A 13,931-nucleotide genomic window follows, 5' to 3' on the forward strand; every position below is an offset into this window, starting at 1 on the left:
TTAACTCGCAATATCCAGCAATGCTTTCAACATTTCGTCAACGGCGTTCAAAATCTTGGTCGCCGCCTTGTAGGACTGTTCTATGTCGAGAAGGAGCGTCAGTTCCTCGTCGAGATTGACGCCCGTTTCATTGGAATAAGCTTCATCGGTTCGTGCTGCGGCAGCCTGGGTATTTTCCGCCGCCGTCGTCGCGTTGCTGCGGTTCTGCTCGAGCCAGCCGATAGAATTGGTGGCGAAGGTCAGGATGCTGACATTCGAGTCGAGACCGGTCTTTGCATCGAATGCAATCCCCGAATCCATCGACGTATAAAGACGGTCGAGTTCCGCGGTATAACCGCTCGAACCCGTCGGGTTCGCAGCCGTGCTGGACGCATTGATGTTTCCATCACGCAACCGCATCGGATCACCGCCCTTGGAGGTGACGACGCGGTCGTTGATCGCGATCGTTCCGGCGATGCCTTTGATGATGGTACCAGCCGGCGGAACCCCGCCTGCAGTGCCAGTCGTCGGGTTTGTCCAGACGAAGAGGCCAGGATTGCCATCCTCCTGGTAAAGGTTCACAAGGCCGCGAGCGACTTCGTCGAGCTGGTTCTGGAAAGTCGGTGCGATATCGTCGCGGATCTGCAGAAGCGAAGCCAGGCTGCCCTGCGCACTTGTCGTCGAGCCCGAGCCCATATTGACGGCCACACCGTCGACATAGACCTTATTGCCGGTGGTGCTTGCCGCATAGGACTGTGTCGGCTCGAAGCTGACCGTGCGCGGGATCGTCTCGAACAGCGTCGTGCCGTCAGCTGTATAGAGCACCATGTCGTTGTTAGCGCGTGTCGCTGTCGACACGCCAACGATCTGGTTAATCTGCTTGAGGACCTTTTCCCGCTCATCGAGAGCGCTCGAAGGATCCTCGTTGGATGATGTCGCCTTCTTGACTGCATTGTTGGCAGTTTCGAACTGCTTCAGCAGGCTGTTCAGCGAGTCGACCTGATTCTTGATCTGCTTGTCTGCATCGGCACGCTGCTGCTGCACCGCCTTGGAGGCATTGTTCAGCGAGGTCACGACGTCCTGCGCCGCCGTAATCGCACCCTGGGCGGCAATAAGGTCGCCCGGGGTGGCGCGGAAGGTGCCGAGCTTGTCGCGGAAGGTGCGCAGGGCAACTTCAGGCGACGTTTCGTTATCGTTGCCACCCATGATCGACTTCAGATCTTCGAGGCCGCTCAGCAGAGTTTGCTGGGCGCTGTCCTGTGAGGACGCCTTGAGATACTGTTTCAGCAGCGCATCTTCCTGTGCGCGGCTGATCTTGACCACCTGGGCGCCGTTCAGCGAGGTGGTGAGCATCGCCTGCCGGCGCACATAGTCCTTGTTGCCGGCGTTCGAGATATTGTTCGATACGACGCTGCTCTGCGCGCCCGTATTGTTGAATATGCTCTGCGCGGTGTTAAGTGCTGAAGTGAGCGACATGGCCTACCCGTTACCCTTATTAACGCTTGAGGTTGACGAGAACGTCCATGAGATCGGAACCCGTCTGAAACACCTTGGAGTTGGCGGTGTAGCTGCGCTGAGATTCGATCATCTCGGTCAGTTCGCCGGCGAGATCGACGTTCGAGCCTTCGAGGGCGCCCGACTGGATCTTGCCCAAGCCGCTGGTCTGCGGGAAACCGGTGACGGTCACGCCCGACTTGCCGTTGGCCGAGTAGACGTTGCCCGACATCAGCGTCAGCAGGTCCGGGCTCGGTACGTTGGCGAGCGGAATCTGGAAAACCGGCTTGGTGCTGCCATCATCATACTTGGAGTAGACGATACCGTCAGCATCGATCGTGATATCGACCGGCGAATTCGCGCCCTGACCGTCGACGTTACCAGTGCCCGAGAAGTTGTCGCCGACCTGAGAGAGATCGAGCTTCATGCTGATGGTGAGGCCCGTCTTCGGATCGACGATGTTCGTCGTCGATGGGGCCGCGGGGACCGTCATCTGGCCTTTGTCATTGAACTGGATCGAGGTGACATTCACGGCCGCCGAGGAATAGGGGAACGAGCTCGTGCCCGTCGTCGCCTTATCGGCATTGCGAAAGACTGCCATTTCCCACTGGGTCGTGCCGGCTGCGGCCGGCGGCGATGCGGGATTGGGAACCTTCGTGTAGTAGATGTCGTACATCACCTTACTGCCGAGCTTGTCGTAGGTGACCATCGAGTACTTCTGCGTGTCGGAAGTCGCCGTAGCGGCGTTTGCGCTTGGCAGGTTGGCCGCAGTCGCCTCAATCTTTGCGCCGGGCTTCAGGTTGCCGGTCCATGTACCGTTCGCGGTCGGAACCGCCGCCAACTTCTGATCGCCGAGAACGTTGATCGGAACGAGGCCATCAAAGCCGTTGACGACGACCGCTGGAGCCGAAGAGCCCCATGGATAGCCCATGAGCGTGAAGCCGGCCGAGTTGACGAGGTTGCCGCTGTCGTCCTTCGTGAAGTCACCGGCGCGGGTCAGGACGGGAACACCGTCGGCGCCTTGGACGATGAAGAAGCCGTCACCGGAAATGGCAAGGTCGTAACCGGAGGTCGTGTAGGAAATATCGCCCTGGTCGGAAACGGCCTGACGAACCGTCGTCGTCACACCGCCCGAGTTGTAGTTACCGGAGCCCGATGGCAGGACCAGCGACGAGAACGCGGTCGAAACTGCCTTGTAGCCGCTGGTGTTCACGTTCGCGATGTTATCCGAGACCGTGCTGAGGCGGTTTGCCTGCGCGTTCATCCCCGATACTGCCGTCTTCATGCTGCCGAAAATGCTCATCTGAAAACCTCGTTTTACCTGCTAATTGCAACAGTATTTGGCGGGCCTTGCGTGAAGCTGTCTGTAATGCCCAATCGCCGATCGAAATATTTCGGCCTTCCCGCGCGGCATGGCCCGCGCCGAAAAATTAATTCCAATCAATGCAATAGCCAAGGAAGCGCTTGGAATCGACCGGGTCGACACCGAGCTTCTTACGCAACTTCTTGCGCAGCTTGGAGATGTGGCTTTCGACGACGTTTTCTTCGACTTCCTCGTCGAAAATGCCGTAGATCGCATTGAAGATCTGGGTCTTGGTGACGCGACGGCCGCGATTGGCAATCAAGTATTCGAGAATGCGGCGCTCGCGGCGCGGCAAAGCGAAGGTTTCGCCGTGAATTTCCGGATCGCGCCCATCGGAGAAGACACGGATGGCACCGATGTCGGTGTGGTTGGCGATCGCCTTCAGGCGACGGCGGATTGCGGCGGCACGCGCGAGAATCTCACGCGGATGCACCGGTTTGCGTACAACGTCGTCCACGCCGCAATCAAAAAGGGCAAGTGTGTTTTCGAGCGATGGCTGGTCGCTGACCGCGATCACGGGCGCCATCGAGCGATCTCTGATCGCACGCGGCAACTCCATGGCGCGCTGCCCCTGGCCGATCAGGAATGCCTCGACCGCAGCGATATCAGAATCAGCCGCCGTCTGCACCCATTCGCCGAATTCATTGGGATCAAAGCCGGTTGAGGGAATTCCCTCCCGACCAAACAAAGAAGTGTAACCATCCTTCACGAGCTCACGCTCATCAACCACTACGATCATTCGTCCGCCTCCGAATCAGTGTGGCACATCGATGATCTATGGATACGAATCGCGCGAATCAGCGGCTACTCGTGAAAGTTAATGGCGGAAATTAATAATTGATTAAGAATTGGGTACCGATTTGATCTACATATAGTGGGTCAATAACATTATGCACACAAAAATTTCGTGGAAAAGTTAACGCCTGCTTAATTACGTCTTGCAAGCAGGAATCGCGCCGGATTCTTGCCACACTTTGACACAGTTCGGTCATAATTGATGAATTCAATTATTAATTGAATTAATTTCCGCAGAAATTACTCGCATTGGGAGTCCACTTGCCGTAGCCGGTGGCGACCAGATTTGCGATGACGCGGCAGACATACTGCTTCTGCGCCGGATTATTGTTCGGTCCTGCGTGGTATCTCGCTACCGCCATGGTCCATGTTTCGTGACGATCGTGCAGGTTGCGCAGGAACTTCGCGGCATATTCCACGTTGCGGTGAGGGTCGAACATTTCCTCCACGGAGCTGAAGTTCTCGCCGTGGAAATAGTGATTGATCTGCATACATCCGATATCGATGAGCTTCGCGCCGCCCCTGCTGGCGGTGTCGAATTGCAGCAACGCGGCCTGCTCGGAGGCTGGAAACAGAGCCTTCCCCTCGACGTTCATCGCATAGGGATAGAGCGATCCCTTGCGCCCAGTCTCCGTTAGCCCGACCGAATAGAGAATTCCCTCAGGGATCCCATATTTGGCCGCAGCAGACTGAATCTCACGCTCACAGGCCCCGGTCGAAGCGGATGCGCTAGAGGTAAACGCTGCCAGAGCGGCTGCCACCAGCGTCGGCAGCAGAAGTGTTCTCAACACCGTTCCCGCCCGCACCATTGAAGCCTCCATCCGTCTGCCGCGCTGTCTGGTTCTGGCGCTCGCGCGCCTCGCCGCCCTGGCCTTGCTGGGCGAGCGACTGTTGCTGCTGCTGTGAAGTCTGTCCCTGGCTGTTTGCCTGGTTACCGGCATCAGTTCGCTCCACTGGGGCCATGCTGATGGTCACATTATCGACCGCATAGCCCTGGCTGCGCAGCGCCTCGAGGATCTTGCCGTGATCTTCCTTGAGCTGGCGATAGGCCGCGCCGGTCTCGACCTTGAGATCGACGTTCAGCGTATCGCCCGACAGACGCATCGTAGCCGTGACGAGGCCAAGATCGATCGGGCTCATCTGGATCTTGAGGGTGTTTACCACCTTGCCGGTGCTTGTCCATTCGGCGGCGTTCGACAAGGCGGAGCTCGGCTGCATGGCCTGCGCCCATTCCTTGTTACCCGAAAGCGCCGCTGTCACGTTTGCGGAATTCGGGTTCTGAACCAGACCGAGATAGCGGCGTGATTCCAGAACGGAGACATTTTCGACGCTCGACTTTGCCGACTTTTCGGAGCCCGGCTGTTCGGCGCCGATCTGCATGTCCATCGTCTGCCCACGGCCATCGGCGCGGCTGATCCTGAACGTCTTGCCTTCGACGCCTTCAGCATTCTCCGTTCCCGGCACATGCGCGTCGCTGCCATGCGGGGCAACGGCTGCCAATGCATCCGACACATGCGCATCAGCCTTGGTACCGTTTACGCCTTCGGCCTTGGCGTCTTTCTTGCCGGCCGTAGTGTCGTCCGCCTTCGCGACGGCATGATGAGCGGAAGCCTGCAGGACAGCCGCGGCATCACCGGGCTCCTTGTTCAGCAGGCCGAGAACATCGGTGATATCGCCGTCGCCTGCTTCCGTGTCCGCGTCTGCATCGACAGTGATGTCGCCATTGAGGGTGCTGGTCTTGGTCTGCTTGGCAGGCTTGCCCACTGCCTGGGCAGCGGTCTCGGCTGCCTGATCCTTGGCGCCCGGCTTGCCCAGTCCAAAGACAGCCGTGTTCTTGCCCTGGTCCTTTTCGGACTTCACAGGCATCTTGCCGGCATTTGCGATGGTTTCGGACTGCGCGTCCACCTGTCCCTTGAGCGAGGCGTCATTCAGATCGATCAGCGGCTTCGGATTGCGGCCGCGCAGGTTGCGCGCTACGGCCTCCGCGCTGTCGTTGGCAGCCTGCTGGTCGGATGTATCGACGGCATCGGCATCCTGATCGTTGTTGCCAGCCTTGGAGAGGGCGTCCGAGAAGCCACCGTTCTGATCCGCAGCCTCGCCTTTGCCGGCTCCCCGACCGGATCTTACGGACGCAGACGCATCCGTGCCGGGCGCTCCGCCCGAGACGCTGATATCCATCATCATCTTACTTGCCTTCTTGGGCCAGGAGACCGTCGATTTCGTCGAGCTTGGATCGATTGGTCGTCACGAAAGAGGTGAATGAAGGGTCGACATCCTGGCTTCTCGTGCCAGCAGAAGCCGCGCCTTCGACAACAGGTTCCGGAGCAGCAGTTGGCGCTCCTTCCGGTTGCGCAGCCGTGGCGGCTGCAGCCTGTTCAGAAGTGATTTCTTGATTAGTATTATTAGGGGTCGAGCCTTGTGTCAGGCTTGCCGGATCCGGAGCCCGCAATATCTGCTCGGCGACGGATCGTGCGGCAGCTTGCAGCGCCTGGTCCTGTGGCGAGAGCGATGCGCCGGAGATATTGGCGATATATTTGGCAGCCTGGTCAATATCGTCGGTGGGGACGTTCGCCATGCCGTTATAGAAATCGGCGAGCGGTCCAAAAGGATTGTCCGTCCCCTCGCCCAGCGACTGAACGCGCTGGGCAGCCATACGGGCGAGCTGGGGCTTTCCGGCAATCGCAGCGGCGCGCGCGACGCGCAGATAGACCTCGCGCTGGCGCGGCGCATCCATGAAGGACAGGATATCGACGACCGTCTGCGGCTGGACATCGTGATCGTGGCTGACGATCAACTTCACGAAGAGATCGGCGAACTGGCTGGCATAGGGCGAATGGAGGAAGCGGCGGATATAGCGTTGCGAATAGGCGACCCCCTTGTCGACCTGCCCGGTTTCGACGCAGATGGCTACCGAGCGGCGTAGTGCCGCCTCCTCCACGATCGTGCCGGGTGCATTGAGCCGCGCCCTGTCATACAGCGTAAGGGCATCCACTGGCTTCGTGGCGATCAGCACATTCCCGCCGATCAGCGCCAGATATGGGCCGATCTTCTTGCCCTCATATTCCTTGGCGGTCTCTTCCAGCGTCTTGGAAACGAGCAGACCCTTGCCGCTCAGATATTTCCGCAACACGTCGGTGACGCGATTATCGAAGTATCCGTTGACGTCATGGGCGACGAGATATTCCAGCGTCTGAGGATTGCCGCCGCTCATCACATAGATCAGCGCGGCATCGACATTGCGATCGTCATCGTAGACGGACGGATCGACGTTGCGCAGGCGCTGATCAATCTTGCCAAGCATAAAGCGCTGCATTTCACCGGCGGAATGATCGCCTGCTACAACCGAGTCCTGAACGAACTGCAGGGAGCGCAGCATCTTATACGGCGCGAGATCGTCCGCATCCGCGGCATGACCGACGGCGGGCGACATCATCGCCAGGCCGAAGACCGCATATCTGAAATAGCGATGCTGCCTGCGCGTCATACGACTATCCTTGATCTGCCTGCACGAGAATCTCGATCCGGCGGTTTGACGCGTTGTAGGGGTCCTCGGGCAGCTTCAGGCGACGGTCGGCGAAGCCGGAAACCTGGGAAATACGCTTCTCATCGAGGCCACCGCGAACGAGCATGTAATAAGCGCTCTGGGCACGGTCCATCGACAGACGCCAGTTCTCGTTGAGACCGCCCTTGAACTGCCGCCCGTCCGTGTGACCGCGAATGGCAACGGCTCCGCCCCTCTCCTTCAATATCTCGCCGATCTTCTGCATCGCCAGGACCATTTCTTGGCGCGGCAAGGCAGAGCCGATATTGAACATGGAGTCGTCGTTCTGATCGGAGATGCTCACCAGCAGCCCGCCCTCGGACGCCGTCACCGTCAGGCCCTCGGCGAGCTTGCCGGCCACGCCCGCGATCTGCTGGATAATCTCCTGCTGTAGTTCCTCGGCCTGCTGCTTCTCTTCGGCCTGCTTGGCCTCTTCCTTTTTGTCGGCATCCTTGGTCTTGTCCGCCTGCTTGTCTTTGGTCTTATCCGCCTTCTTGTCTGCCTGTTTCTCTGTCGAAGCGGCGACGGCAGCGCTGTTGGCGTCCTTGCTCAGCAGAGTGGAGGGCTGGGTATTTTCGGCCTTGGCGAGTTCATTCGGTTCGGCCTGCGAATCGAGCGGCGAAGGCTGCTGCGGCTTGCCGGCGGTGGTAACTTCGACCTGCTTGGTCCAGAAATCCGGATCGAAGGGGTCGCGGTAGGCTTCGCCGCCATCGGCGCCAGTCGCCGGGCCTGAATCCGCCGCACCGCCATCACCCTTGGCGCTGACATTTGCTTGCTGGCCAACTTCCTGGGCAATCTCGGCGAGAACCGAATAGGGGTTCTCGAAGAAATCGGCTTCCGAATAATTGGTCTTGTCACCGGAGGTCGAGGTCTGGTCCTCACCGTCAGCGGCAGATTTGCCCTGGTTCGGATTCTCTTCCTTATTCTTCGATTTTTCCTGGTTCTGCTCACCCTCGGCCTGGTCGACGGGCTTCTTCAAGCCCTTCTCCGTCGGCTTTTCATCGGAAAGCTTGATCGGGTTGAAATAGGTCGCGATCGAAGCCTTGGTTTCCTCGTTGGCGGCGTTGACGAGCCACATGACGAGGAAGAAGGCCATCATTGCTGTCATGAAGTCGGCATAGGCAATTTTCCACGCACCGCCATGAGCGCCGTCGTGATCCCCACCGCCATGTTTCTTGACGATGATGATCTCGTTCTTGCCGTGGTGATGGTTTTCGCCGTCGCTCATTCGGAAACTTTCTTCAAGCTAGCCGCCCAGGCGGAAATACGGGTAACGAGCACGGTTTCACCAATCTCGGCAGCAAGGTCGACGTCATCAGCCTCATGATGGCGGACCAATGCGGCATGCTCTCCAAGTTCGTCCCTGAGGATATCGAAAAGCTTGGCCGGACCGCGCACGACGATCGGCGCCGCCGCGCCGTCGAGGATCGCCTCCCGCAGCAGGACGGCAAGATTTTCGGTCGCTTTTTTGCGAGCGCTTCGGTCATGATCGGCGTGATGGCTGCCGCGGTCACTTCGCTGACGAGCGTGGCAATCTCTTCGGCCATGTCGCGGATACGCGAAGCGATCACGGCGGCCGCTTCGATCTCGTAGCGAAGTTTCAGCTCCTCAAGTTCACGCACATGCGCTTCGGCCGCGGCCTGGGCTTCGCCTTCGTATTTTTCGCTCAGTTCCACGGTTGCTGCCGCGACGCCTTCGGAATAGGCCTCGCGCCGCTCCGCATCGACGTCGATTTCGGGCTCCTGCGGCAGATCCGCAAATGCGGAGGCGGTTTCGGCGGCGAAATCATCCACATCGATGATCGGTGCCGAGGGACTCGGCTCACCGAAATCCTTCAAATACCGGGAAAGCATAATGCTCATAAAAAACCGTCCAGTATTCGGGAGGCACGCGGCATGCCTCCGCTTGAAAATGACCATCGTCCTTGCCGGCATGCCGTTCCGGAGCGGGAGAGGCTCAGGGCCTGTCGCCAGCATGGATTCGGACGCTGCCTTCATGCCGGAAACTAGAAACCCAAACTTGCGCGAGGATGAATGGTGCCGCCCTTGTGCCGATCATTATTCGAGCAGGATGAGAATCTTGCTGGCGGACGTATTGAGAATGGAGATCGCTTCAACGGCCATCTGCTTCTGGGTTTCGATGGCCTTCTGGCGGGTCGAGGCCTCGTCCATATCGGTGTCGACGAGGGCGCCGACGCTCTTGTCAACAGCGTCGGACAGGTCTGCGGTATAGTCGATCTGATCGTCGATGCGGGCCTTCATTATGCCAATCCCTGCTGCCGAATTCGTAAGCTGCTTGAGCATGGCGTCCGTGGCCGTCAGCATATCGGTGAGCTGCGAGTCGGTGGTCGACTTGCTGATGGAGATTTCCGTACCGGTCGCCGGCGTCGCGGAGTTCACGTTCAGGAGATAGTAATTGCGGACCGGCGTGCCGTCAGCATTGCCGTTGACCGCCTTGGTGAACAGGCCGCCATTGGCATTGTTCCTGTCTATCAGGATGGTCTGGGACGACGGAAAGTCGATGGTCTGCGCCTGATACTCGCCTGTCGGGGCGCGCACGAAGCTGCCAATGATCTTCCACTGCGGGGGCGCCGCAGGCTCGCCGTTCAAAAGCCAGTTCTCGCCGGCGAAGGACGTTCCTTCGACCATCGTCTGGAGCTGGTTCTTGTATTCGGTGATTTCCGCATTGATCTTGTCCTTGTCGGCGCCGGGCTCGCGCGCGGCAACCAGCTTGGCTCTGAGATCGCCGAGGAGATCGATGGCGGAGTTCATCGCCGTATAGGTCGAATCAACCTTTGCGGCGCCGAGGCCAAGGGCATCGCCAATGGTGCCCAGATTGGTACTGTCGCCGCGCATGACGCTCGCGATCGACCAATAGGTCGCATCGTCGGCCGCAGTCGCAACCCGCTTCGCCGTAGAAATCTGCTGCTGTACGTCGGTTGATTCTTTAGTGATGCTGCGCAGCACTGCAAGCGCACTCACCGCGGCCGCGTTGGTAATCTTGACGGTCATCGACATGGTCTCGGAAAGGTGAAGGGGCAGGCCGGTTCTTGCCGGCAGCGACTGAACTGGCTTCATGCCGCCGGCGGGTCCCCCACACCGGTGCGTCGCAAACAAATCAACTCCCGGCAACGTTAACCCGATATCAACCACTTCCGCAAGAGCAGAACGGGGATTGAAGCAGCAGCGCCGTTATTCTCTTAACCTATTGAAACAAAAAGAAAACCGCACCATTTCGGCGCGGTTTCCAGGCTGCCGCGAATTGGCGGCACAAGGTTTGGTCCAGCTTCGACGCTGGCTTAGCTGCGGAAGAGCGTGAGGACGTTCTGAGCGCTGGAGTTTGCAATCGAGAGCGACTGGATCGCCAGCTGCTGCTGTGTCTGCAGTGCCGTGAGCCTGCTCGATTCCTCTTCCATATCGGCGTCCACGAGACGGCCGACACCGGAGTCGATCGAGTCGCCGAGGGCCGCGACGAAGTTTTCCTGCAGCTCGATGCGGTTGGAGATGGAGCCGAGCTGAGAAGCTGCCTTCGTCATTGCCTCCAAGCCCGCTTCGATTGCCGTCAGTGCCATAGCAATTTCCGGCTGGCCAAAGGAGGTGATGTTCATGGTGTAGATCGAGCCGATCGTGCCGTTGGAGGTGCCGATAATGCCGGTGCTCGAATCGATAGTGCCCGTCGTGGTCATGCCGAACAGGACGTTGCCGTTGGAAGACGAGTCCAGGACATAGTCGGTCGTCTTGACCGAGACATTGCCGTTGCCGTCGCGGACGAAGGTTGAAACGACGCTCTTGGTCGTGTTGCCGGCAACCCAGTTTTCACCGGAGAAGGAAGCCGACTGGGAGATGCTCATGAGCTGAGCCTGGAGCTGGCTGATTTCTTCCTGGACCTTGGTCTTGTCGACACCCTTTTCAGTTGCGGCGACGATCTTGGACTTGATTTCGCTGACGACATCGATGGCGTTGTCCATAGCCGTGTAGGCCGTATCGACCTTTGCAGCGCCGAGGCCGAGGGCGTCGGAAACAGCCGAGAGGGCCTTGTTGTCCGAACGCATGGTCGTTGCGATGGACCAATAAGCTGCGTTGTCTGCTGCCTTTTCAACGCGATAGCCGGAAGATACGCGAGCTTGAGTATCCTGAAGATTGTTGCTTATACCGCGGAGGGTCTGGAGGGCGGCCATAGCCGCGACGTTCGTCAAAATGCTTGTCATGAAATGATTGCCCCTTGCTGGCAGGCGTTAATAAAAGGGACATTCCGGAATAGCGCCCGGGAACGACGATCAGCCTTCATGCCTGTTAACCCGTTCTTAAATTTGGTTAACTCGCCGTCTCGTTGAGACGCAGATGACAGCAATATGGTTAATCAATCGTTAACGGAAATTAAAAAAAGCCGCGCTCCATCGAAGCGCGGCTCGATTTCCATGGGACCCGCCGGTCACCCGGCGGGTTATGTTTCGCGATCCTATTAGCCGCGGAAGAGCGACAGGATGTTCTGCGAAGAGGAGTTGGCGATCGAGAGAGACTGGATCGCGAGCTGCTGCTGCGTCTGGAGAGCAGAGAGCTTGGAGGACTCTTCTTCCATGTTGGCGTCGACCAGGCGGCCGATACCGGAGTTGATCGAGTCAGACAGCGAGTTGACGAAATCGTCCTGCATGTTGATGCGGGTCGAGATCGAACCAAGCTTTGCACCGGCAGAGGTCATGGCCTTCAGGGCGTTTTCGACGTTGGTCAGAGCTTGACCGAGGTCGCCGAGGGTCATGTTGGTGATGTCGAGCGAGTAGACCGAGCCGGCCGAGCCGTTGGCAGTGCCGAGGATACCCGTGGAGGTGTCGACCTGGCCACCGCTCATGCCGAACATAACGTTACCGGCCGAGCCGTTGTTCAGGACGTAATCGGTCATCTTGACGGATACGCCGTTCGAGCCGTCACGAACGAAGGAGGAAACAACGCTCTTCGTGCCGTTGGCGCCAGCAACCCAGTTTTCACCGGAGAAGGAAGCCGACTGAGCGATGCTGACCAGCTGGTCCTGCAGCTGGTCGATTTCTTCCTGAACCTTCTTCTTGTCGACGCCGTTTTCGGTAGCGGCAACGATCTTCGCCTTGATTTCGCCGACGACGTCGATAGCGCTGTCCATCGCGGTGTAGGCAGTGTCAACCTTGGCAGCGCCGAGGCCGAGCGCGTCAGAAACAGCCGAGAGGGCCTTGTTGTCCGAACGCATGGTCGTTGCGATCGACCAGTAAGCGGCGTTGTCAGCAGCCTTGCCGATGCGGAAACCGGAGGAAACATGGTCCTGGGTCTTCTGCAGGCCCTGGTTGATGCCACGCAGCGTCTGGAGAGCTGCCATTGCTGCGTTATTGGTGTTGATGCTCGTCATAGTTTTCTTGCCCCTTTTGGCAGATTTGAAGAAGGGACATTCCGGATTTGGGCCGGCCCACAGCGATCAGCTTCATGCCTGTTAACCATTCTCGTTAGGGTTAACTCGCCGTTTCGATGGCCTTAGAAAACAGCAAGATGGTTAAGGAAAACTAAATTCAAAAGGGAAATTTCGCAAAAATATCTGATACTTAGAAAGGTTTTCATTAACCGAAAATTAAAACATTCGAGGCCGGGGGTTACCCGGCCTCGACGTTTTTCGCGATGTGGCTGGACCGCTCTTAGCGGAAGAGCGACAGGATGTTCTGCGAAGAGGAGTTGGCGATCGAGAGAGACTGGATCGCGAGCTGCTGCTGCGTCTGGAGAGCAGAGAGCTTGGAGGACTCTTCTTCCATGTTGGCGTCGACCAGGCGGCCGATACCGGAGTCGAGCGAGTTGGACAGAGCGTTTACGAAATCGTCCTGCATGTTGATGCGGGTCGAGATCGAACCAAGCTTTGCACCGGCAGAGGTCATGGCCTTCAGGGCGTTTTCGACGTTGGTCAGAGCTTGACCGAGGTCACCAATGGTCATGTTGGTGATGTCGAGCGAGTAGACCGAGCCGGCCGAGCCGTTGGCAGTGCCGAGGATACCCGTGGAGGTGTCGACCTGGCCACCGCTCATGCCGAACATGACGTTACCGGCCGAGCCGTTGTTCAGGACGTAATCGGTCATCTTGACGGATACGCCGTTCGAGCCATCACGAACGAAGGAGGAAACAACACTCTTCGTGCCGTTGGCGCCAGCAACCCAGTTTTCACCGGAGAAGGAAGCCGACTGAGCGATGCTGACCAGCTGGTCCTGCAGCTGGTCGATTTCTTCCTGAACCTTCTTCTTGTCGACGCCGTTTTCGGTAGCGGCAACGATCTTTGCCTTGATTTCGCCGACGACGTCGATAGCGCTGTCCATCGCGGTGTAGGCAGTGTCAACCTTGGCAGCGCCGAGGCCGAGCGCGTCAGAAACAGCGCCGAGGGCCTTGTTGTCCGAACGCATGGTCGTTGCGATCGACCAGTAAGCGGCGTTGTCGGAAGCCTTGCCAACGCGGTAACCCGTGGAAACGTGGTTCTGCGTGCTGTTGAGGCCCTGGTTGATGCCACGCAGCGTCTGGAGAGCGGCCTGGGCGGAATTGTTCGTGTTAATGCTCGTCATAAGTGTGTCCCCTAGAAAACTAGATACAAAAAAGGAGGACATACCGGACTATGAATACCGGCGATGACGGACCAGCTTCATGCTACTCGGTGCCTTTGTCTCTTGGCCCAAACCCGTCATGTCCAGCGCAATCTCGCAGCCAATGCTTGCCAACTTCTTAAAAGCGGAGTTCCTCGCCAAGCCGCTCCAGTTGTATAGTTAAC

General features: G+C 58.4%; 11 protein-coding genes and 1 pseudogene. All 12 read right to left on the bottom strand.

The features are described from left to right. Complete coding sequence (flgK, locus tag ACR9ZQ_RS22550) at nt 1-1,455, bottom strand: flagellar hook-associated protein FlgK (RefSeq protein ID WP_029868526.1); 1,455 nt, start codon at nt 1,453-1,455, stop codon at nt 1-3. A gap of 19 nt (nt 1,456-1,474) precedes the next feature. Next, nucleotides 1,475-2,776, bottom strand: a complete 1,302-nt coding sequence (locus tag ACR9ZQ_RS22555; protein ID WP_029868525.1) for a flagellar hook protein FlgE — start codon at nt 2,774-2,776, stop codon at nt 1,475-1,477. A gap of 127 nt (nt 2,777-2,903) precedes the next feature. Beyond that, nucleotides 2,904-3,575, bottom strand: a complete 672-nt coding sequence (rem, locus tag ACR9ZQ_RS22560; protein WP_029868524.1) for a transcriptional activator Rem — start codon at nt 3,573-3,575, stop codon at nt 2,904-2,906. A 280-nt stretch (nt 3,576-3,855) separates the two neighbouring features. Further along, the gene (locus ACR9ZQ_RS22565) at nt 3,856-4,440 is read right to left on the bottom strand and encodes a lytic transglycosylase domain-containing protein (protein WP_405049677.1); all 585 of its coding nucleotides are present in this window, start codon (nt 4,438-4,440) and stop codon (nt 3,856-3,858) included. Then, nucleotides 4,361-5,812, bottom strand: a complete 1,452-nt coding sequence (gene fliK, locus ACR9ZQ_RS22570; protein WP_310380042.1) for a flagellar hook-length control protein FliK — start codon at nt 5,810-5,812, stop codon at nt 4,361-4,363. Before fliK ends, ACR9ZQ_RS22565 begins: the two co-directional genes overlap by 80 nt. Nucleotides 5,813-5,816: 4 nt before the next feature. Then, nucleotides 5,817-7,115, bottom strand: a complete 1,299-nt coding sequence (gene motC / locus ACR9ZQ_RS22575) for a chemotaxis protein MotC (protein WP_310378823.1) — start codon at nt 7,113-7,115, stop codon at nt 5,817-5,819. A gap of 4 nt (nt 7,116-7,119) precedes the next feature. Next, complete coding sequence (locus ACR9ZQ_RS22580; RefSeq protein ID WP_310378825.1) at nt 7,120-8,400, bottom strand: MotB family protein; 1,281 nt, start codon at nt 8,398-8,400, stop codon at nt 7,120-7,122. Next, nucleotides 8,397-9,034: pseudogene (locus tag ACR9ZQ_RS22585) on the bottom strand (hypothetical protein). Before ACR9ZQ_RS22585 ends, ACR9ZQ_RS22580 begins: the two are co-directional and overlap by 4 nt. A 195-nt stretch (nt 9,035-9,229) precedes the next feature. Continuing rightward, on the bottom strand, nt 9,230-10,183 hold the full coding sequence (locus ACR9ZQ_RS22590) for a flagellin N-terminal helical domain-containing protein (RefSeq protein ID WP_310380045.1): 954 nt from the start codon (nt 10,181-10,183) through the stop codon (nt 9,230-9,232). 287 nt (nt 10,184-10,470) lie between these two features. Then, nucleotides 10,471-11,379 (bottom strand): flagellin N-terminal helical domain-containing protein, encoded by a 909-nt coding sequence (locus ACR9ZQ_RS22595; RefSeq protein WP_310378828.1) that lies wholly within the window; start codon nt 11,377-11,379, stop codon nt 10,471-10,473. A gap of 254 nt (nt 11,380-11,633) precedes the next feature. Further along, nucleotides 11,634-12,542, bottom strand: a complete 909-nt coding sequence (locus ACR9ZQ_RS22600; RefSeq protein WP_481428840.1) for a flagellin N-terminal helical domain-containing protein — start codon at nt 12,540-12,542, stop codon at nt 11,634-11,636. 280 nt (nt 12,543-12,822) lie between these two features. Beyond that, on the bottom strand, nt 12,823-13,728 hold the full coding sequence (locus tag ACR9ZQ_RS22605) for a flagellin N-terminal helical domain-containing protein (RefSeq protein ID WP_481428841.1): 906 nt from the start codon (nt 13,726-13,728) through the stop codon (nt 12,823-12,825). Between the last annotated feature and the right edge of the window lie 203 nt (nt 13,729-13,931).

It is taken from the genome of Rhizobium sp. KNZ14-9A (assembly GCF_056755015.1).

What these genes read in the sequence shown, in the direction of transcription:
- ACR9ZQ_RS22590 (WP_310380045.1), bottom strand. Translation starts at nt 10,183, where the DNA reads ATGACCGTCAAGATTACCAACGCGGCCGCGGTGAGTGCGCTTGCAGTG.
- ACR9ZQ_RS22580 (WP_310378825.1), bottom strand. Translation starts at nt 8,400, where the DNA reads ATGAGCGACGGCGAAAACCATCACCACGGCAAGAACGAGATCATCATC.
- ACR9ZQ_RS22595 (WP_310378828.1), bottom strand. Translation starts at nt 11,379, where the DNA reads ATGACAAGCATTTTGACGAACGTCGCGGCTATGGCCGCCCTCCAGACC.
- rem (WP_029868524.1), bottom strand. Translation starts at nt 3,575, where the DNA reads ATGATCGTAGTGGTTGATGAGCGTGAGCTCGTGAAGGATGGTTACACT.
- ACR9ZQ_RS22565 (WP_405049677.1), bottom strand. Translation starts at nt 4,440, where the DNA reads ATGGTGCGGGCGGGAACGGTGTTGAGAACACTTCTGCTGCCGACGCTG.
- flgK (WP_029868526.1), bottom strand. Translation starts at nt 1,455, where the DNA reads ATGTCGCTCACTTCAGCACTTAACACCGCGCAGAGCATATTCAACAAT.
- ACR9ZQ_RS22600 (WP_481428840.1), bottom strand. Translation starts at nt 12,542, where the DNA reads ATGACGAGCATCAACACCAATAACGCAGCAATGGCAGCTCTCCAGACG.
- ACR9ZQ_RS22605 (WP_481428841.1), bottom strand. Translation starts at nt 13,728, where the DNA reads ATGACGAGCATTAACACGAACAATTCCGCCCAGGCCGCTCTCCAGACG.
- motC (WP_310378823.1), bottom strand. Translation starts at nt 7,115, where the DNA reads ATGACGCGCAGGCAGCATCGCTATTTCAGATATGCGGTCTTCGGCCTG.
- fliK (WP_310380042.1), bottom strand. Translation starts at nt 5,812, where the DNA reads ATGATGGATATCAGCGTCTCGGGCGGAGCGCCCGGCACGGATGCGTCT.
- ACR9ZQ_RS22555 (WP_029868525.1), bottom strand. Translation starts at nt 2,776, where the DNA reads ATGAGCATTTTCGGCAGCATGAAGACGGCAGTATCGGGGATGAACGCG.